Genomic DNA, 20,261 nt, shown 5'->3' with positions numbered 1-20,261 from the left:
GCAGGTTGTACAGATACTTTTTTGGATGCGAAGCCAAGCACAGATATCGTGATGCCTAGTAGCCTTGCGGACCTAGAGGTTTTATTGGATAATACGAATATAGTGATCAAAACCCCTGCACTTGGACATATGTCTTCGGACGAAATAGAGTTTTTAGGTTTTGCACAATGGAACGCTACTGGCACAGCTACCGAAAGAAACTGTTACATCTGGGCCAAGGATATATATGAGGGAGAGCAGGAACGCCCAGATTGGAATACACCATATAAAGGGGTATTCTATGCCAACAATGTCTTGGCTATATTAGATAAATTGGACCCAAATACTGAACCCCAGCGGTATAATCAACTTAAGGGATGGGCTCATTTTATTCGGGGATATGCATTTTTTGTGCTCGCCGAACATTTTGCACCTGCTTATGATCAGCTCTCTGCCGACAGCGACTATGGTATCCCTTTGCGACTTTCACCGAATGTTGATGAGATTGTCCAAAGATCAAGTGTAAAACAAACCTATGCGCAGATTTTGGATGATGTCCAACTTGCTTCACAGTTGCTGACTTCCCAATTCCAGATAAGTCGCAGGAACAGGCCTTCAAAAGTAGCTGCTTTTGCTCTTCTGTCAAGGATTTATTTGGCTATGTCCAATTTCGTTAAGGCGGAGGAGAATGCCGACAAGGTATTGGTCAGTTATGATAAGCTATTAGATTATAACCAGATTTCTCAAACCAGTACCCAACCTTTTACAAATGTCAATGATGAGGTGCTCTACGGCTGCCAACAGGTAGCCAATGTCTACTATACTACGGCAGTAGGAAACTCGGCTGTTACCATCAAGGTTTCTCCTGAATTGATAGCACTATATAGCAGTAACGATCTTAGGTTACGGATTTTTTATGCACAGCGTGGGGTTGGCAATTATTACCCCAAGAGAGGTTACTATGGAGGCGATAGTTTTATGTTCACCGGACTTGGGGTTAATGAAATATATTTGGGAAAGGCGGAGTGCTTAGCTCGAAGGGGAGCTTATACGCAGTCAATGCAGCTGCTTAACCAATTGTTGGTTAAGCGATTTAGTAACCAACAGCCATTTGTGCCACTCTCAGCCAGAAACTCACAAGAAGCCTTAGCTAATGTACTTTTAGAAAGGAGAAAGGAGTTGGCATGGAGGGGATTGAGATGGGGCGATATCAGAAGATTGAACAAATTGGGTGCGGAAATAACGCTCAGTCGCACGCTTAATGGAGTTACGTATGTTTTGCCACCAAACGACAAAAAATATGTGTTCCCCATTCCAATGGATGAAATAACTAGAAGTGGCATTTATCAAAACGAAAGGTAGAAATAATGGATATAAGAAAAATAATAAAGTGTTACACTAGTATAGTGACATTGGTAGCTTTTTGTTACACGGCGCAAGCTAGAACAGAGATAGTTTACTTGAAAGGAGATGTTAGAGATAAGTTAGCTGAAGGATCAGATTTAATCATCAATATCTACAGTTTACATACAAAGTTTGGAGTTAATTCGCTGTCAAGTGAATATAAAGCAAAAATTTCCGACAAAGGAACATTTGACTTGGAGATTACCGCACCCGATTCACTCTTTTATGCAGAATTTCAATTCCGATCAGTGAACACGCAGAAAAATATACTTTCTACCGGTGGGGTAAAAGAACTTTATTTGTTGGCTATGGGAGATAGCTGCCAACTCAAGCTCAATTTTGAGCTCAATTCCATCCGGGCAATTGGTAAGGGTGCAGATAGAATCAATTGTCAAAATGAGCTTTATCGGATTAGTTATAGACCCTCTGGAGCAACAGATAGGGCATTTTCACTGGCAAGGAGTGGGGAAATTGAACGTGGAATGGAAATGGAGGAGGTCATTAAATATCACATGGTAGATTTGCAGCTCAAGATCCTTGATTCCTACAGAGGACAATTTTCAAATGAAGTCTATAGGCGAGTTTACCTCGATTGTTTAGGGTTGGCTAAATTGAAGTCTATCAGCTATCTCTTGGCCATGTATGATTTTAACAGGGATAAACTGCTGATTGCCAAAAGGAAATTTTCGAAGTTGTACCACTCGGAAATAGAGAAGTTTGTAGTTGACACCGTAGGATTGGCTAATTCAGCATATTTTACTGATTATATCTTCGAGTTGGAACGTATAAATTTAATTTTTGGACAAAATGTAGATACAGTTAAGAATTCTTATAGTTCTCATGATCTTTACACCGTTTTCAATAATAAATATACCGGAGAACTAAACCAAAAACTTAAGCTGTCTCTCGTCTATTTTATGGCTTTAAAGCAGGAGGTGAATACAAGTTTGATTGACCGAATTGCTCCAGAGCTTAAGAGTAGGAAATACATAGTAGCTTTTGAAAATTGGAAGAAGGAAAGAATGAAACTATTCGAGTTTGATCTTCCCGATGTAGTTGGTAGGCGTTGGAAGTCGACAGATTTCAGGGGTAAATTGGTGGTGATGGATTTTTGGTTTAACGGCTGTTTTGGTTGTGCACAGATGAAAGAAGTTTTATCACCAGTGGTCAAAAAATATAAATTAGACACGAATGTGGTTTTTATTGCTGTCAGCGTCGATCCAACTAAAAAGTCTTGGATGGCTGGGTTACGAAAGGGCATTTACACCTTTTCAGGTCATTTGAACCTTTATACGGAAGGTCTGGGATCTAGACATCCATTGATTAAGAATTATAATTTTACAGGTTATCCACAGTTATTAATTTTTGATAAGGAGGGCAGAAATATTCCCCTCAATGTGAGTCATCCCGCTATGTTGGGACCTGACGGCATAGATAGGCTAATACGTAAACATAAATAAATTAGACATTAAAAGATTATAGGTAACTGTTTACATTAGCAAGGAATTTCAGAGCTGCCCAATATGGGCAGCTCTTTTTTTGGATTTATAACCTTACTCGTTTGAATTCGTTAGATATTCTCCATTTGGGCTATCATTGTAAGGCTCCCAGTCTTGTGGAAGATCCTGAGGTTGGAAATTAGGCCCCATGTCGGTATCTGTAGTAATCTGGCACACTTGAGAGGAAATCGAGTTACATGACTCAACTGTTCCAGCATTACGTAACTCATACTTTCCATCAACGTGTTGATAGATGTAATTTAGTTTTTTAGCTTGTGGTTTAAATGCACTGAAGCCGACTGCAAGAACTGCCACTAGCAGTCCAAATGCGAAATTTTTTAAATTTTTCATTTCTTAATTGATTATTAGTTTAAATTTTTGTCTTTCGGTTGCTGTTTTTGTGGAGGTAGATGCCGAAGATGGCAATCAGGATAAAACCGATGTTGAACACTAGGTGCTGTCCCCAAGTGAGCGTTTCTATGGCTCCCCCGCAATGGCAGGGTTTCTTTTCTGCCCAAAGTAACATCGAGGCGATGTATAGCGTGAATATACTCATCATGATGGTGAAGAGGTATAGTCCTATTTTTTGGGTCCATGGGAGGATGATTACTGCGGCAATGGCTATTTCGCTGATGGGTACCAGCCAACTGATGGTTAGGGCATAGTCCTTTAGGAATTGGATTTTCTGTAAGCCTTTAAAAAATCTCTCGTGGTCTGCTAGTTTTTCCTTTGCGGTATAGACTAGGAGAAATATACAAAGTAGTTTGATGCCTAGGATCAGGAGCTGCTTGATCTGGTCCCATTGCAGAAACGGCCGTTTTGCGGTAATACTGGTGCTGTTCATGGTCTTATGATTTGGTTATACTTCGGTGTGGTGGAATCTGCCACCTTGGGCGATTGGCCCGATTTTTTGCTTTTCTGATCGTTGTCACAGACCTCCTTTCTTGTTGCTTTGGTTTTGTTTACCCAAAGTTCAGCACCATTATTGGTATAAAAAATATCCGAAAGGATAATAATGCATTGGTTTTGAGTTACTTGTTTTTGTTGAATTGTAATCTCGCTCCACTGAATCGGGAGGGGGTCATTCTTAGGAAAGAGGAGCTGACTTTGGCGGGCAGCTCATTTATTGGGTATTGTTTGGCGAAATGGTTGACTTTCTCATAGTCGGAATAAGTCATCAGTTCGGAGTGCCATTTGTCGAGTTCCCATTGTTGGAGCATGTAGTGTTCTAACAAGAAATTTGTTTCCTGGAAGGTTCTTAAATAATGGAAATTGCGGCGTTCGATGCTCAGTAGCCTACTTCCGCTGATGATCATAAATTTGTGGTTGGAATCGGTCTCTGTGAGAAAGCTGTTGATGTCGGTAAAGATCTGTTTCGGGCCGTAAATGGAGTATACTTCCTCCTTCCCGGTGGTGAGTGTTCGGTATTCTGCAATCCAGCAGTCGACGCTGAACCAGGCGTAGTGGATGTCTTTGGAGAGGATGGTCAGTTCTTTTTTTGCCTTGACGAGCTGTAGCTCCATGCATTGATGTAGCGCACCTTCGAAGTCCTCGGATAGGGGGAGCCAATTTTTTAGCAGGGATAGCAGCTCGTTGATGTTCTTGGTCTTGAATTCCATGTCCTATGTTCCTTTGAGCAGTTGTCGGTTTAATCTTCCTAGATGTTTACGGCTGATGTGCAGGTAACTGGCAATATATTTTTGTGGGATTTGGTGTGCGGTATCGTTCAGCGCCCTAAACTTTTGGTAGCGTAGCAGGGCGGTTTCTTCGTATAGCAGGCTGATCTCTTGGTTGATCCTATGGGTCCACTGGTCGAGCAGGTGGAGGAAAAGTTCGGCGATTTCCGCATTTCGATGATAGCAGTCGATAATCTGGGCGTAGCTGCATTGATAGACTACGCTGTGGTCCAGGGCGGAAATATGGTTGGGAGCATTGTGATGGGTAGTGGGTAGTATGGGAAAGAAAAGACCTGTCCGATGAAACCGGATGCTTTTGACGGAACTATGTTTTAGCTCAGTTGGTTTTTTTTGGCGGGGTGTCGTTTCAAAATATTCGTGTAACATTCCGCTGGCCAAAAAGTTCAGTGTTCGTTCCACCGTGGGTGGATAGAGTTCTCCCTTTTTGACTTCTTTGGCGGTGAAACAGCTGCCAAACAGGAATTTGGTACTGTTATGGCAGCTGCTGATCGCCGACAATCCATCTAGGATAAGGTTTATGTCGACTGTCTTCATCTTTAGGATTTAGTTTTGTTGACATAGGTAATATCGATAGACAGGTCTCCACCTGCTATGATATTACCTTCATTATCTGTTTCGATGGAGAGGTTGCTCTTTGGCTTGAAGAGCTTGTCTTCGTCTCCGGTGGCATCGCCCTCCTTGTTAAGGCTTACTGGTAGGCGGTTGCCTATGGCAAAGCTCCCCTGGTCGCCAATAAAGGAGGCTATGGATAGGGGCATCTGTTCCAGATAGGTCAGTTGGCTAATGTTCAGCTCGAAGCGGTCGTTGATCCAGAGCTTGGGTTGCTGTTTAAGGGCGGTAGCCTGCTCGTGGAGTTCTTGGTCGGTTAAGGCGTATAGCTCAAGTAGGATGGCTTGAAGTCCGTTTTCATTGAAAGGTTGTTTTTGCATGTTGATTTGATTTTAAATGGGACCATTTGTTGTTTTGGGCAATATAAAGGCACTATTTGATCGATGGAAATTTTTTGGAAGGTCATTTTCTGAGTGGTGCCTTCAAAATTTCCGAGTGGTCATTTCAGGGAATTTTGTTAATTTGGGCCTGTTCGGCTAGCTACTTACTTAACGCCATGTGATATGCTGAAAAAACTTACCGCTCATCTCCGCTCGAAATTTTTCCTACGTAAATTGGTGGTCTTTATCCTGGTGGCCTTACTGGCGGGAAATTTTATTGTTAGCCATGGTCGAAGGGAAACCTGGTCCGAATTATTGGCTATACCTTCCTACTATTATTCCGTGGGCTACAGCGGCCTGATCGCCCTGATACTCCAGTTGGTCATCTATGCGGTAAGTTATCGGTTATCTCTGACCTATGGTGGTCAGGGTTTGACTTTCAACTGGGGGATCAGACAATTCGCATACGGTTTTGTGATGGTGCTGGCACTAGAACTTGTCTTGGCAGCTGCATTGTTTGCCCTACATGGCCTGTGGTTGCCCGAAACTGCCTTCTTTAGAAAATTATTTGGGGATATTGTCCTTTTTATATTGGTCATCAACCTTGGACATATCATCTATTTTATGAATTTAAACCCGAAAGTGAAACACACCGTTCGACTGGTCGTACAGAAAAAGACCAAGACAGAATCCACGTCCCTAGGGGAGATGGATGCACCCGCCCTGATACTGAAGTGTGAAGAGGGACTGTTCGCCTATGACTTCCAAGGAAATAAAACGGGTTGGGTCGAGCCGATCAATGCTTCGCTAAAACGATTGGGGGCCAATGATTATTATAGTGGGCAGCGTCACTGGATGGTACATCGTTTGGCAATTGATGAGCTGGAATCTATTCCAGTGAAACGCATCCTGCTTAGATTGAATATTCCAGTTCCCTGTGAGATCATTGTTTCCAGGAGAAGATCTCCAGAATTCAAGGCATGGTACGAGGGATTTTTGGAAGAAGGTAGCGCAGATTGAGCTAGGTTTGCTTTTCGCGATTGCGGATAGTTTCTGCTTTTAGCCTTGAGAGGGTTTCCCTGGTAACGCCCAGATAGGAAGCAATGTTGACCTGTGTGGTCATTAGTTCTATATTCGGATGCTGTTTCAATAGATTTGAATATCGTGCCATAACCTTAGGGGTGTGTCGCTGCATGTAGATTTCAGTTGCGAAGACCAGGTACTTTTGGGTGATGATCCTTCCTATCAGGTTAGCTTCGCTGAAGTCCGCATATAGTGCATTTAATTGATTCCAAGTAATGGAGACCAAGATGCTGTCCTGTAATACTTCGATATTCTCTAGTGAGGGTTTCTGCTCAAAGAAACTCGTTACGGCACAGGCAAGGTCGCCATTTGCCAAAAACCAGTTGGTACATTCGTTACCATAGTCGTCCAAATGGTAAGACCTGACCAATCCCGATTCTACAAAGTATAGTTTGCGACAGATTTCGCCTTCTCTAAGAAGGTGCTGTCTGGCAGGAATATTTTCGGTGACTAATTGTTCGGCCAGGCGTTGTTGGTACTCGGCAGATGTTGGTCCAACGCTGCCTAGGAGCTGGAGCAGTGATGAACTGTCAGTTTCATTGGTTTCCATGATTTCTAAGTTTTTGGTTAGGGTGTTGTTGATTACCATTTTTTAACGCCCAATATTTTGAGATGTTTTGATCACACGCATTTTGGGACATTTGCTCCCTTTTTATCAGTCAATATTTACTAATTGGCTTGGGCTTCTTTTGATAAGTACATCATTTTGTGATAATTATCACGGTTAATTTAGAATGTTTGGCTATCGTGCGCGTTGGAACTCATTTTAGAAAATGAAAACATTAATAATTGTCAACTTGATCTTGGTGACGTTATCGGAACTTTGTATCTGCTAATCAATAAATCAGCGTATGGTACAATGATACTTTTTGACATCCTGAGTAAAAGTTATGGCCAGTGTACGGGCTAGGGATGGCTGTATTTAGATTCTTTTTTATGATACATGATGTTATTCAAGACCAGCTAAAAACGCTCGAAAATGAAATGGGTAGGATTGCCTTTGAAGAGTTGAATCCGATCGAAAAACTAAAACAGACGATTGATGTCGTTGAAACATCCTTGGTTCAGCTAAAGGCATACGTCCTAGAGAATCCTTTTATTTCCGATGCTGCCGAAATCCAATTCTTCAAAAAGTTCAAACCGCAATTCTATTGCTGGAAAATCTATGCTTTTGAACGTTACAGCGTAGAGTCTTGGATTCCAAAAGAGGGAGAAAAGAAGAAGCGCGATTTTCTGCTGGGGGAGATTAGGAATATAGAACGTTTCTTTCGCCTGCACGATTTCCATTACCAGTATTACAGGATGGAGGCTTGTGAGCTTGATCAGCTTTTCTTTTTAAGGAGCAGTGCACAGGGAGGGAGTATTCTGATGCCCAACGTCGTCGAGCCAGATCCGACCTTCGCCACCAAGGGAGATTACCTTTTTGCCAAATTTATGGCGCTTGAAAAACTGGCTTCATGGATACAACAACAAATCTTTGGACTGGATGGGCTATCGCCTGTAACCATTGGACAGGCACGAGCCAAGAAACTCAAATGGACGGGAGAGAGCATCAATCTGCTGGAAATTGCCTATGGTCTTTATTGTACGGGGCAGCTGAACGAAGGTAAGGCCAATATTATTGATATCGTGAAGGAATTAGAAGATGTTTTTGAGGTCAATTTGGGCCGGCCCTATCGACGGCTTGCCGAAATCCGGCAGCGAAAAAGACTGAGCAGGACAAAGTTTATTGAAGAGATGTCCCATGCAGTGATCAAGAAATTAGATGATGAGGATGAGTTCAGACCCAAATCAGTTTAGCATATAGCCTAGAGCGATCCTTGCCGCTATTCCAATGTTTTATGATACAAGCTGTTGATGGTTAACTAAAGATTTCCTACCATTGCATCTGGTAATGAATTAAGTTAACGCTTATGCTCCTATTTCTAAAACGCTTTGGAAGACTATTCAAACAGCATGTCTTAAAGTTTCAGCAATATCTGACCCGGAAAAAGATAATCTATTTGATGTTGCCGTTTCTTTCGGTAGTTGTTTTTCGTGATGTTTTGCAGGATAAATTTGATCAATGGCTGGTCTGGGATTTTCTGGCGACGATTAAAACTAGTCTACTGACCGATCTAATTGCCTTGCTTGCCTTGTTATGGATTGGGCGTAATCTATATCAGGGCCTGAGGAGAGATTATCTGGTAAATGCGGACTGGTTTTTACCCCAATTGTTTTTTGTGGCGGCCTATCTTCACTATAGATTGTTCGATAACAAATATGATTTTACGCTCTTTGAATCTATTCCTTGGTTAGCTTATGCAGATATACTCTGCTTGGCTGTTGGTGCTACTTTATTTGTGCTGATCATCCAAATATTTTCAAAGGTAAAGGAACCCATTTATCAGGAATCACCATTTTTAGTGGATGTTCCAATTACCGCTGGTGCGGACGATCTGTTGAACAGACAGAAATTTGCCCAAAGGATCGCAGAAAAAATACAGTCAAAGCCAGCGGTGGAAGCCTCGGGCTCTTTGGCGATAGGAATTACCGGAGAGTGGGGATCTGGAAAGACTTCCTTCACGAATATGGTGTTTGAAGCTCTGGATAAGGAAAACAGGATCATTTTACATTTCAATCCATGGCGTAGCTCTAGTCCGCAGAAAATCATAGAGGATTTTTTTGAGTTAATGATTTCAGAGCTCAGAAGGTATGATTCCAATCTTTCCAGTAACATAAATACCTATGCCAAGACCCTGACGCAGATCGATGATAGTTTGTTGGCTAAAGGACTACAGGCCTTTGGAGAATTGTTCGAACAGCCCAATAAGAATGAGATCTATGATGCCATCAATGATTCCATTGCGGCTACCGGAAAGCAGATCATCATCTTTATAGATGATCTGGACCGATTGGACCGCAAAGAGATTACAGAAGTTTTAAGGATTATCAGGAATACGGCGAATTTTGACCATTTGGTTTACGTGGTGGCCTATGATCCAAGGTATATTCTTGAAGCCGTGAAATCTTTCAATACCTCCAATTATAGTTCATTTTTAGAGAAGATATTCCAGTTCGAATTCACTTTGCCGATGTACGAGGCAGGTATCATCAGAACCTATATGAAGAAGCTCCTTCGTGGTGGCCTAGCACCAATATTGCACGATCAGATCGATGGCGTGATAGATGCCAGGACCCCAAAGGGCATCAGCCTGACCAACGAGATTGTCCAAACGCACAGGGTGGCAATACGATTGGCCAATTCTATCTTGTTCGAAATAAAGGGCTTGGAGGAAGAGGTATTGCTCTATGACTTTTATCTGCTACAACTTTTAAAGGCAAGGTATCCCGTCGTATTCAAGACGCTGTTCGATCATAGTGCAGTATTTTTTATTACTGATGCAAAATATGGCGACCGGTACAATAGACTCAGAAAAAGACATGAGGAGCTGATTGACAGTCAACGCCAAGAATTTTTGCGTATGATGGACATGACTGAGCAAAATACCGCTGGTCTTTCAAAAGATGATCAAGAACCAATTTTTTATCAGTTCCTTTCAAAGCTTGAGGAAGAAAATGCTTTGAGTCCTAATGATGTGCGTGTGATCAAAGCACTGATCGAAGATCTAATGAACCCAGAACGATATGACATCGGGCAGCAACAAAACCTGAGATACCTCGCTTTCGCCAAGGAAAGTAATTTCTATAAATATTTCGCTTTTGAACTGTTGAATGGCGATCTGTCATCAAAGGAATTCGAAACCTATCGACGATTGGATTATGAAACCTATAAGGAGAAGATCGAGGAATGGAAGAAAGAAAACAGGACTAGTGCTTTCATAGATAAATTGATGAAGGTCGAAACCTTCACCGAGCGTCAGGAGTTCGAGAACCATATCAGGGCACTGATGGAGATCGGTAGGGAGTATACGGCAGCTGGCAACGTGTATAGTTTCGATTTTAACTATTTTACCAAGATTTTGGGCCAGCCAAAAAATGCGTTCAAAAATGGGACGTTCTCCGTATATGATTCAGAACAGGAGTATCTAGAATTTGTCAGGATGATACTGGAAAATGTACCTGTTCCTATGACCTTTGAAAGTTATCTGATCATGATGGTATTGGAAAGGTATATCGATTTTCCATTGCCAAATGAAGAAATTGCCGCCTTTACTCTTAAATATTTTAAGCGATACCTAGACGAGGTTGGAACCTTGAACGATGATTTCTGGTCATTGTTGCATAATGTGAGAACTTACGATAGCGAACATGAAAGGCCTCTGAAAAATCCGCTGGCACAAGTAATTGGTGTTGATTTTTGGAAGAAAAACGTTGAGGTTTGTGCACTTGGCAGATTGATCATGCAGGTCACTCCCCGAAGCGAATTTTATGTCCTTGATAAGGATCGCTGGGGATTTTATTTCGATAACTTGGAGGAATTGGAAGCTTGGGTCAAATCTGCGGATCAGATTGACAGGAGTAGCGAATGTTACTCGGAATTTGATGAGTTTCTGCAAGCATATAAATCGGTACAGCCGAGTGGTGTGAGATGGAGGTTCAAACACCTGACTCCAGATAAATGGCAATAACTTTTGGGTAGATTGTACTAGTTAAAGGGGAATAACTTCGATGACCGATTTTGCTAATTTCTTCGCAATCGGTCGGGTATCCCCTTCGATGATTGCATGGGAAGCATTTCTGCCTTTTTGGTAAACTTTATACCCTTCGTTCATTGGGACAGCTGCCAGTAAGACTGCAAGGTCATTATCGGGGCTTTTTACAGCAATTTCGGCGGGGGTAATTAGGTTGGCGATGTTGACCGAAAGCCCATCTTCGTCTTTTCGGGTTTTGAAATTGAAACTGGAAAGGACTTTTTTGCCTTTTATAATTTTCCAGCAGTTTGGATTGCCCTTTGGTATCCTCCGATATAGTTTGTCAGTTGCGCTAATAATATACGCCATATATGTAATTCTCTAAAAGACATTTGATTTCTTCAGCCTGAAATAACTTATAGGGTTCATCCAAAAGTTCCCCGTCTTCGTCATAGAATAAAAGATGCATCAGCCCATCTGGGTCGATCTCCAGCTCCGAGCTCATTTCTTCTCCATCAAAATCAAACTGTATTCCACCATCTCTCATCGGAAAAACATTGACCGCTATCTCTGAGGATAATAGACCGTCTGTATTTAGTTGTGTTAATGTTCTTCGTGCGACGGCAGCGGCTATGGGAGATATCACATAGGCATCATTGCCGTCCCAGTCCTTTTTCAATGCCATAAAATCATCAATCTCCTGTTGGAGTTCGAGATAGGTAATGGTGTTCGTCCGCTCCGAGTAACTTGGTCTGGTACTCATCACTTTATCATAATCCGCTAAATAGCCAGCGATAATTCCCATGCTGTACTTTAGGAGCTGTTCATCGCCAGAGGGCTTAATTTTTAGTGTCAACATCGTTTTTATACGCTTGTTTAAATTGATAATTGCTCAACTTCAGGATGATCAACAGCGCCAGAAGGGCAGACTCCAAGCTGTAATCGACGTTGTCCATCAGTCCGTGGGCTATCCTGTTCCTCAAGTTATATCCCGCTTTGTCCGTTAATACAAACTTGATAAACTGGTGGTCGTTCTCATCTATCTTGTCCTTAAGGTCATCTAACAGATTATCCAGGGTTTTCTCCATGATAATGCCCACCTGCTTGGGATTTGGCTTGAAAGTGGGGATGGCCAAAAAGGTGCAGATCTCCCTTAATAAATATTCCGACTTTAGTACCAAGCTATCGGTGGCAAGCACGAAATTGGGTTCGTAGGTCTTATCGGCTTCCCATTTTTGCAACTCGTCAAAGAACGAATGAATACCGGGAGCTAAAAGTTTGAGGTAGCTGAAGTCAATTTCCATCCCATTGTGGGTGCGGCTGACTGGTACGCTCATCCAACTATCTTCTAGGAACTGCATGATACCATCTTTAGACAACTTGCCTTTGTGAAGGGCTTCAAGCAGGTAGTGCGCAAGCGTTTGCAGGGCGATCTGGAGATGGAACTCATAGGTTCGAAGGAAAGAGAAATGATTCCTTTCCTCTTCGGTATTATACTGCGCAATGGTGTTGCCGAACTTATCCTGTATGCTTCCTGGAAGCATATTCATCAAAGTCGAGGCCTTAAAAGATTCCTCGCTAGATTTTCTGATATAGTCCAATCGGGGAATCATGGGGGTGATGGAAAAGGTCGTGATGATTTCGTGCTCACTTTTTGTAGCAACTTCGTTTTCGATCAACTCCCTTAGCCGTTTGCCTTCATCTTCTGGAAACTCTTGCTGAATTTCGCTAAGGTGGGATTCTGAACGTACTTTTTGATATTTCTGCTGAATCCGTAATAGCTCCGCTGGATTGCCCAGATGCTTTTGGATTTCCATCGCTTTCTCTATGAAGGAAACGGCGGCCAGATCATTTGGCCTTGCATCGGCCATTTGCTCGTATTGTTGGGCTTTAAAGTGGGAAAGTTTCGCGACATCGGCATTCAGTTTCCTGCTGAGATTGATCGAGGCGTCAGTGACGTAGATCGCCCCCCAAGGGTTATCCTTACTTAAAACTTGGGCAGCCTCCCAATTTTTATCTATAAATGCCTGTATATTAACACTGCCCTTGAAATCCCTAAAATACTCCGCGGCTAATCTGCTCAGATCGATCATTGACCGCAGGGTTGAGAAATGATCCAGGTCCCAATTTTTGTGCAGATCAGCGGTATAGGTGATCAGTTCCTGGAATACGTTATTGATTTCGGCAGCGGACTTTCTGCTGGATGCGATGTGAAGGGCATTAGAAAGTACGTTGCGGGCATAGATAACATAGTGGTTCTTTCCTCCACCTTTTGATTTATCAAAATAGCGCTTGGCCAGCTCAAACAGGGTTTTGACCAAACTGACCACAAAATCATTATTCTGTTGCTTTTTCGAGTAGAATAAGACTAGACCGTATTCAGACTTTGCATAAAGATTTTTGACAGTTTGAAACCTGTTGTATAAATAATCAAAATCCTTTTGGTCAAACTCACGGATATCAGGCCATTCGAAATCGACTTCAGAGCCATCTTCCATCGTCTTTTTACCAGCAGCTCGATAGGAAAGTTTTTTGTCCATTTTACTAAAGAGAAAAGCTTGCCGGTCGATCTCGGCAAAATGCTGTTCCGCTGCTAGTCCCGTTTCAATCAACTCGGCGTTGACCGTCTGTAATGCGCTGTTGATTTCCTGTTCCTGAGCTACATCCCAATCACTTTGGTCTAATGTGATATAAAACTTTTCTAAGGCGTTCATGTAAATCTTTACTATTTCTACGAAGATACTAAAATAACTTCACTAACTGGCTGGCGTAAAATCAAGGTTTTTGTAATTATTTATAGGGAGGTGGCTAGTGCGTTGGCAATTAAAAATTTGGGTTCTTGGAAACTTTGCTTTCGAATTCAGTGGCGATGGTGCCGCTGATAAAAGCGAAGTATATGTTACAAGAATTTACATGGCAACAATTTCTGGTTGCTGCAATGGTACTTTCCTTTTTATGGTATGGCGCTGTCTGGTTTTTTTATCTCAGGCACAGGACTAAGGAGGTTGGAAATAGTAGGGGTAAAAAGAGCAAGGTTATTCCCGATAAATTGCCCCATCACTGGGAAAGGGATGTCGTAGACATTTCAGAGGGTGGAGACTTGATGGGTAAGACCAAATTGCCCGAGGGTATGAGTCTGATGGGAAGTAATGAGGTCAATTTTAGCGGAGATAAAGAGAAGAATGATCAGCTGGGACTGATACCCGATCTTTTGCAGGAACTGAAAATTCTATTTCAGCAACTGGCGGAAAAGGATGGCAGCAAGAGTGATTTCTTCATGCTCTTTGGAAAGTTGAAGACTGATTTTCCCAAGATGGGTGGTCATCCACAGATCCATGCGGTCAACGAGTTTATCATTGATCACGCACCCTTCCATCTGACCCAAGAGGATATCGAAAATCTTTGGGATTAACCTTAATCTTTCAACTATAGCGGCAAACAATGAAAAAGATAAAAATAATGATTTCCAGATTCAAGGAGCATTGGAACTTCATGCATCAGCATATCCCTAATATACCTAAACAAGAGGCCTTATTGAAGACCTTGATGTTTATGGCAATGCTGGCGACATTCAATTATTGCTTGGGACAAGATGGTAATGCCGGCATCGCAGAGGCGACCAATCGTGTGAGGAGCTACTTCGATACGGGCTGCGACCTGATGTATGCCATTGGTGCAGTCGTTGGGATCATTGGGGCCATCAAGGTATTCAATAAGTGGAATGCTGGCGAACCCGATACCAATAAGGTCGCTGCCGCCTGGTTCGGTTCCTGTATTTTTTTGGTGGTCGTAGCCACAGTACTCAAATCCTTCTTTGGGATATAACTTTTGACTTTAAACTTTTTTTATGGCATCGGTATATCAGATCAATAAAGGGGTAGGAAAGCCCATCATGTTCAAGGGATTGAAGGCACAGTACATTGCTTATCTGGCAGTCGGAATGGTATTGTTGTTGGTTGCTTTTGCGGTATTATATATCTCTGGCGTCAGTCTGTTTTTGGTATTGCCGATCGTATTTGGTCAGGGTGCTGGGCTGTTTTTAGTGGTGGGCAAGTTGTCTGCCCGCTTCGGGGAGCATGGGCTGATGAAATATTTCGCCAGACGGAATTATCCCAAATACCTACAGTTCCAATCTAGACAACTTTTCCTTTCACTCAAATATAAAGATCATGGTCAGGGCAAATGACATATTTCCGATTTTCAAGATAGAACATAACTGCATCATCTCTATGCAGGGCGATTTTTCGGTGGTATATAAAGCGATCTTACCCGAGATATTTACGCTTTCGGATAGTGATTATGAGGCTTATCATCAGATTTTGGTCAAGGCGATCAAGGTCTTGCCAAAGCATAGCGTGTTCCATAAAATGGACTGGTTTGTAAAAGAGCATTATCAGGCAGATTATGATCGAGCGGGAGATAGTTTTTTAGCAAGGAGCAGCGAGACCTTTTTCAATGAAAGGGAGAGCTTAGGGCATACCTGCTACTTTATCTTGACCAAAAAGCCTGAAGGACGAAGATCGGCTAGTTCGATTTACAGCAACCTCTTGCGTAAAAGTATCGTGCCGGCCCAACTGACAGATGATAAGATACGTCTTGATTTCTTGGACAGTTGTGGCCAATTTGAAAGGATATTAAAGGACAGTGGTTTTGTCTCCTTGTCCAGAATGGACGATGATGAATTAGCTGGTACGGCTAACAAGGCTGGGCTGATCGAGCGGTTTACGTTTCTGCTGGCTGAAAATGAAGCTTCACTTTTGCGTGATATCAGTATCCGTGATGGTCTGAAAGTGGGAGAAAAGGAGTTGGAAATCTATCGCCTTTCGGAAATGGAAGACCTGCCAGCACTTTGTGGCAGCCGTATCAATTATGATCGCTACAGTACCGACCGTAGTAAGTTTTCTATCGGTTTTGCAAGTCCCTTGGGACAGCTCTTGGATTGTAACCATATCTATAACCAGTACATTTTTATCGGGGATGATCGTGAAACGATCAAACGCCTGGAAGCAAAGAAACTTCGATTACAGTCACTTTCGGGCTATTCTAGGGAAAATGCGGTTTCTCGTGATGCGGTAAACGATTTTCTGAACGAAGCGGTGGTTCACCAACGCCTGCCAATCAAGGCGCACTTTAATGTGTTGGCATGGTCGGATGATCCAATGGAGATGCGTGATCTGAAGAATAAGGTCAGCTCTGCTATGGCTCAATTGGATGCGGTAGCCAAACTGGAAACCGAGGGTGCACCGCAGATTTGGTTTGCGGGTATGCCGGGTAATGAGGGCGATTTTCCGATGAACGATACCTTTGATACCTTCATAGAACAGGCCACCTGCTTTTTTAATCTGGAAAGTAATTACAGGGATAGTATTTCTCCTTTTGGGCTGCGGTTGGGGGATCGTTTGACTGGTCGTCCCGTTCATGTGGATATCTCCGATGAGCCGATGCGCTTGGGCTATATTACCAATCGTAACAAGTTCATCCTAGGACCGTCAGGTTCAGGAAAATCTTTTTTTACCAACCATATGGATAGGAGTTACTTTGAACAGGGTGCACATCTGGTACTGGTAGATGTGGGGCATAGTTATCGCGGCCTGTGTGAGCTTGTAGGTGGTTATTATTTTACCTATGCGGAAAACGATCCGATCAGGTTCAATCCATTTTTTATTGGAGAGGGAGAAGTCTTGGATACCGAAAAAAAGGAGAGTATCAAAACTCTGCTACTTGCACTCTGGAAGAAGGATGATGAGCATTTCAAAAGATCGGAATACGTAGCTCTTTCCAATGCACTGACTTTATACTATGGCTACCTTTCAGCCAACGCTGATATTTTCCCTTGTTTCAATTCCTTCTATGAATGGTTGCTCGCCGACTATACCCGGATTTTGGAAAAGGGAAAGGTTAAGGATAAGGACTTCGATGTATCTAGTTTCCTATATGTACTGCAACCTTACTACAAGGGTGGGGAGTTTGATTACCTGTTAAATGCAACGGAGAACCTAGACCTCCTTCATCAGCCCTTTATTGTATTCGAACTCGATAACATCAAAGATCATCCCATTCTTTTTCCGGTAGTAACGCTGATCCTGATGGAAATGTTCATTTCCAAGATGCGAAAGTTAAAGGGTGTTCGAAAGGTACTGCTGATCGAGGAATGCTGGAAGGCGATTGCCAAGGAAGGGATGGCCGAGTATATCAAATACCTTTTTAAAACGGTAAGGAAATACTTTGGAGAGGCGATCGTGGTTACCCAAGATGTAGAGGATATCATCTCTTCGCCAATCGTCAAACAGTCGATCATCAATAATGCGGACTGTAAGATACTGTTGGACCAGAGTAAGTACCAGAATAAGTTCGATGCCATCCAAGAACTGTTGGGATTGACCGACAAGGAAAAGGCATTGATCCTCTCTATGAACAAGGCCAACGATCCTAAACGAAAGTACAAGGAAGTGTTTATCTCCCTCGGAGGGCAGCATAGCAAGGTGTTTAGAACAGAGGTAAGCCTGGAAGAATACCTATGCTATACTACCGAAGAAACCGAAAAAATTAAGGTTCAGGAATATGCAGACCGATTTGGAAGTATCCAAAAAGGCATCCAGATGCTTGCCCTTGAAATGAAAACCAAAAATCAATAGATATGAAAAAAGTGTTGTTTTTTGCTGTCATAACGATGTTTTTGGCAGCTTGTAATCCCAAATCCGAAAATCAGCTTGTTGGTAGCTATGTCAATCACTCCGAAGGAACCTATAGTATCGCTGACGATACATCGGAAGTATCCTTAGTGTCTGAGAGCCAATTCCAGATCTTTCGTCGCACAGGGTTTAATTTGATCAGGGATGGTAAAACCGGATATCGTCAGTACGAAACTGAAAATTGGCAGGTAAACTATCAGCCCGAGGATCATCTCTTGACTGAGCAGCTCCGAGGTAGGCGTATCAAAATCGATTTTGATAACAGAAAGCTGATCATCGGTAACCGGGAGTACATCAAAATCAAACCTTAAAATTTATAGGATGAATACAATGAAATATTTCAGATGGCAGATCAAATCTGTGGTCTGGTGGGTGGATACTGTTAAAAATTTAATCAGAGGAGTTATGAAAAAATATATGATCATCCTGCCCCTGAGTACCATGACGCTATTTGTGGGGCTGCCTACGGGAGCCAATGCGCAGGTTGCGGTACTGGAAGTGATCAGGGCGGGCGTAAAAAAAGTAATTAAGGCGGTAGACCTTAGGGTACAGCGCCTGCAGAACGAGACCATCTGGCTACAGAATGCGCAGAGGGTCTTAGAAAACCAGTTGTCAAGGCTCAAACTCACTGAGATTGCGGATTGGACAGACAGGCAAAAGGAACAGTATGCCAAGTACTATGAAGAGCTCTGGCGTATCAAGTCCACGATAGCCTATTATAAACGGATCAAGGACCTGACCCAAACACAGATCGCTATTGTCGATGAATACAAATGGGCTTGGGGACTGTTCCAGAAGGATAACCGGTTCAAGCCCGAAGAATTGGAATACATGGGCAAGGTCTATTCGGGTATCCTAGATGAGAGCATCAAGAACCTTGACCAGATATTTTTGGTCATCAATTCCTTCAAGATGCAGATGTCCGATGCGGCACGATTAGAGTTGATTGCAAAGGCCGCCAATGAAATGGAAGCTAATTATTCGGCGATCAAAAAGTTCAATACGGGCAATATCAGTTTAAGCATCAGCCGTTCGGTATCGCTGGAAGAAACTGCCAAATTAAAGGAGATATATGGGGTGGATTAAGTTTAGGTACAAAGTTTTAAGCGCTAGGTTTAAGATTTTGAAAGGTGTACTGTGCAGCGTACTGCTATTGGTGTTAAGTTTTCAGCCTTTGATGGCGCAGACTTGGTCGGAGTGGTTCCGTCAGAAGAAAACTCAGAAAAGGTATTTGATTGAGCAGATTGCGGCATTGCGGGCATACGCTGATATGGCACAAAAAGGATATCGTTTGGCAAGTTCGGGACTGAATACGATTTCAGATCTTTCCAAGGGAGAGTTCAACCTGCACAATGCGTTTATCTCTGGTTTGAAGCAGGTCAATCCTAGTATCCGAAACAGCGCAAAAGCCGCTGAAGTCATAGAAATGCAGCTGTTGATCTCTAAAGGATTTAGGGAGATAAGTGATCATGGGCAGTTGAATTTTTCCAATCAACAGTATGTGCAACAGGTACGGGAAAATCTTTGGCAGATTTGCCTAGATGACCTAGAAGAACTCTTGTTAGTCATTACGGCTGGAAAGTTAGAAATGGATGATCGGCAACGCTTGGAACGTTTGGATAAGGTCTATTTCTCCATGAGGGAACACCTTGCCTTCGCCCAGCATTTTCAGCAAGCGGTATGGGGTTTAATTAATTCAAGGGAAGATGAACAGAGAACAATCAAATCGCTATGGAACCTCCATGGCATTAGGTAAACCGGCTAGATCGAGTTGGGTCGGGAAGCTTTGGATGCTAGCCATCTGTGTGCTGGGTTTTGTGAATGTGAATGCACAGTCACACGAGGCGCAACAGTTATTGTTGAATGTAGAGAAATTGGGCCAAATGAAAAATATCCTTCGGGATATGAAGCGAGGCTATGAGGTGCTCAGTGGAGGATATAATACGGTCAAGAATATTGCCCAAGGTAATTTTTCGTTGCACGAAGTATTTCTGGACGGGCTGATGGTGGTCAGTCCGGAAGTCAGAAAATACCGCAAGGTCATTGATATTGTGGAACATCAACAGTATATCGTCCGTGAGTACAAGGCGGCCTTTAAACGCTTTGGGTCTGCTTCGCTTTTTAACGTAGGCGAAATGGCCTATATCGAGCGGGTCTACGGACAACTGTTCTCTCGAAGTCTCGATAACCTAGAGGAACTGGCGATGGTCATTACCTCCTCCAAATTGAGGATGAGTGATGAGGAAAGGCTCAGCGCAATTGATCGGATTTTTGAGGATATGCAGCAGAAGGTTTTGTTCCTGCGTGATTTTAACGAGAAAACGACTTCGCTGGGTATGCTTAGGGAACGTCAAAGCCGTGACCTGAAATCAGTAGGCAGTCTTTATTCTAACCTTTAAAATTT

General features: G+C 42.7%; 22 protein-coding genes. 13 read left to right on the top strand and 9 right to left on the bottom strand.

The features are described 5' to 3' along the window. Window positions 1–21: 21 nt before the first annotated feature. Entirely contained in the window at window positions 22–1,341 is a 1,320-nt protein-coding gene (locus tag AC23ME_RS05960; protein WP_487726845.1) for a RagB/SusD family nutrient uptake outer membrane protein, read from the top strand. A gap of 5 nt (window positions 1,342–1,346) precedes the next feature. Further along, window positions 1,347–2,843: a TlpA family protein disulfide reductase gene (locus AC23ME_RS05955; protein WP_487726844.1), complete on the top strand. Its 1,497-nt coding sequence runs from the start codon at window positions 1,347–1,349 to the stop codon at window positions 2,841–2,843. A gap of 93 nt (window positions 2,844–2,936) precedes the next feature. On the opposite strand, the gene AC23ME_RS05950 is transcribed toward AC23ME_RS05955, so the two are convergent. From AC23ME_RS05950 to AC23ME_RS05930, 5 genes are all read right to left on the bottom strand, one after another. Further along, window positions 2,937–3,233, bottom strand: a complete 297-nt coding sequence (locus AC23ME_RS05950; RefSeq protein ID WP_487726843.1) for a hypothetical protein — start codon at window positions 3,231–3,233, stop codon at window positions 2,937–2,939. 19 nt (window positions 3,234–3,252) lie between these two features. Beyond that, window positions 3,253–3,726 carry a MauE/DoxX family redox-associated membrane protein gene (locus AC23ME_RS05945; RefSeq protein WP_487726842.1) on the bottom strand — a complete coding sequence of 158 codons (474 nt, stop codon included), beginning with the start codon at window positions 3,724–3,726 and terminating at the stop codon, window positions 3,253–3,255. Window positions 3,727–3,913: 187 nt separating this feature from the next. Continuing rightward, entirely contained in the window at window positions 3,914–4,501 is a 588-nt protein-coding gene (locus AC23ME_RS05940; protein ID WP_487726841.1) for a cyclic nucleotide-binding domain-containing protein, read from the bottom strand. Between the two features lie 3 nt (window positions 4,502–4,504). Continuing rightward, window positions 4,505–5,113 carry a cyclic nucleotide-binding domain-containing protein gene (locus AC23ME_RS05935; protein ID WP_487726840.1) on the bottom strand — a complete coding sequence of 203 codons (609 nt, stop codon included), beginning with the start codon at window positions 5,111–5,113 and terminating at the stop codon, window positions 4,505–4,507. Window positions 5,114–5,115: 2 nt separating this feature from the next. Then, window positions 5,116–5,508 carry a hypothetical protein gene (locus AC23ME_RS05930; protein ID WP_487726839.1) on the bottom strand — a complete coding sequence of 131 codons (393 nt, stop codon included), beginning with the start codon at window positions 5,506–5,508 and terminating at the stop codon, window positions 5,116–5,118. A gap of 183 nt (window positions 5,509–5,691) precedes the next feature. On the opposite strand from AC23ME_RS05930, the gene AC23ME_RS05925 reads away from it, so the two are divergent. Then, window positions 5,692–6,528 carry a hypothetical protein gene (locus AC23ME_RS05925; RefSeq protein ID WP_487726838.1) on the top strand — a complete coding sequence of 279 codons (837 nt, stop codon included), beginning with the start codon at window positions 5,692–5,694 and terminating at the stop codon, window positions 6,526–6,528. A 1-nt stretch (window position 6,529) separates the two neighbouring features. On the opposite strand, the gene AC23ME_RS05920 is transcribed toward AC23ME_RS05925, so the two are convergent. After that, window positions 6,530–7,141, bottom strand: coding sequence for a Crp/Fnr family transcriptional regulator (locus tag AC23ME_RS05920; RefSeq protein ID WP_487726837.1), 612 nt, complete (start codon window positions 7,139–7,141; stop codon window positions 6,530–6,532). A 386-nt stretch (window positions 7,142–7,527) separates the two neighbouring features. Between AC23ME_RS05920 and AC23ME_RS05915 the strand changes: the two genes are divergently transcribed. Continuing rightward, on the top strand, window positions 7,528–8,391 hold the full coding sequence (locus AC23ME_RS05915; protein WP_487726836.1) for an RteC domain-containing protein: 864 nt from the start codon (window positions 7,528–7,530) through the stop codon (window positions 8,389–8,391). Between the two features lie 326 nt (window positions 8,392–8,717). Continuing rightward, window positions 8,718–11,162 carry a P-loop NTPase fold protein gene (locus AC23ME_RS05910; RefSeq protein ID WP_487726835.1) on the top strand — a complete coding sequence of 815 codons (2,445 nt, stop codon included), beginning with the start codon at window positions 8,718–8,720 and terminating at the stop codon, window positions 11,160–11,162. A 21-nt stretch (window positions 11,163–11,183) separates the two neighbouring features. On the opposite strand, the gene AC23ME_RS05905 is transcribed toward AC23ME_RS05910, so the two are convergent. Genes AC23ME_RS05905 through AC23ME_RS05895 form a run of 3 tightly spaced genes read right to left on the bottom strand, consistent with a single transcriptional unit; the run spans window position 11,184 to window position 13,879 of the window. Further along, window positions 11,184–11,534, bottom strand: coding sequence for a hypothetical protein (locus AC23ME_RS05905; RefSeq protein WP_487726834.1), 351 nt, complete (start codon window positions 11,532–11,534; stop codon window positions 11,184–11,186). Continuing rightward, the gene (locus AC23ME_RS05900; protein WP_487726833.1) at window positions 11,518–12,024 is read right to left on the bottom strand and encodes a hypothetical protein; all 507 of its coding nucleotides are present in this window, start codon (window positions 12,022–12,024) and stop codon (window positions 11,518–11,520) included. The genes AC23ME_RS05905 and AC23ME_RS05900 overlap by 17 nt, the downstream gene beginning before the upstream one ends. Next, a complete protein-coding gene (locus tag AC23ME_RS05895; RefSeq protein WP_487726832.1) occupies window positions 12,005–13,879 on the bottom strand; it encodes a hypothetical protein in 1,875 nt (624 codons plus the stop codon). The genes AC23ME_RS05900 and AC23ME_RS05895 overlap by 20 nt, the downstream gene beginning before the upstream one ends. Window positions 13,880–14,004: 125 nt before the next feature. On the opposite strand from AC23ME_RS05895, the gene AC23ME_RS05890 reads away from it, so the two are divergent. The 8 genes from AC23ME_RS05890 (at window position 14,005) to AC23ME_RS05855 (ending at window position 20,256) form a co-directional block, all read left to right on the top strand. Next, window positions 14,005–14,577, top strand: a complete 573-nt coding sequence (locus AC23ME_RS05890) for a hypothetical protein (RefSeq protein ID WP_487726831.1) — start codon at window positions 14,005–14,007, stop codon at window positions 14,575–14,577. 134 nt (window positions 14,578–14,711) lie between these two features. Next, window positions 14,712–14,990 carry a DUF4134 domain-containing protein gene (locus tag AC23ME_RS05885; protein WP_487727740.1) on the top strand — a complete coding sequence of 93 codons (279 nt, stop codon included), beginning with the start codon at window positions 14,712–14,714 and terminating at the stop codon, window positions 14,988–14,990. Between the two features lie 22 nt (window positions 14,991–15,012). After that, window positions 15,013–15,351, top strand: a complete 339-nt coding sequence (locus AC23ME_RS05880; RefSeq protein ID WP_487726830.1) for a DUF4133 domain-containing protein — start codon at window positions 15,013–15,015, stop codon at window positions 15,349–15,351. Next, the gene (locus tag AC23ME_RS05875; protein ID WP_487726829.1) at window positions 15,335–17,800 is read left to right on the top strand and encodes a TraG family conjugative transposon ATPase; all 2,466 of its coding nucleotides are present in this window, start codon (window positions 15,335–15,337) and stop codon (window positions 17,798–17,800) included. Before AC23ME_RS05880 ends, AC23ME_RS05875 begins: the two co-directional genes overlap by 17 nt. 2 nt (window positions 17,801–17,802) lie before the next feature. After that, window positions 17,803–18,168, top strand: a complete 366-nt coding sequence (locus tag AC23ME_RS05870; RefSeq protein ID WP_487726828.1) for a membrane lipoprotein lipid attachment site-containing protein — start codon at window positions 17,803–17,805, stop codon at window positions 18,166–18,168. 10 nt (window positions 18,169–18,178) lie between these two features. After that, window positions 18,179–18,943, top strand: coding sequence for a conjugal transfer protein TraI (locus AC23ME_RS05865; protein ID WP_487726827.1), 765 nt, complete (start codon window positions 18,179–18,181; stop codon window positions 18,941–18,943). Continuing rightward, complete coding sequence (locus AC23ME_RS05860; RefSeq protein WP_487726826.1) at window positions 18,930–19,613, top strand: hypothetical protein; 684 nt, start codon at window positions 18,930–18,932, stop codon at window positions 19,611–19,613. The genes AC23ME_RS05865 and AC23ME_RS05860 overlap by 14 nt, the downstream gene beginning before the upstream one ends. A gap of 34 nt (window positions 19,614–19,647) precedes the next feature. Then, window positions 19,648–20,256, top strand: a complete 609-nt coding sequence (locus AC23ME_RS05855) for a TerB family tellurite resistance protein (RefSeq protein WP_487727739.1) — start codon at window positions 19,648–19,650, stop codon at window positions 20,254–20,256. The last annotated feature ends 5 nt before the right edge of the window (window positions 20,257–20,261 follow it).

It is taken from the genome of Pedobacter sp. T50_32, assembly GCF_057652195.1.
This window is presented reverse-complemented; position numbering and strand designations above follow the sequence as displayed.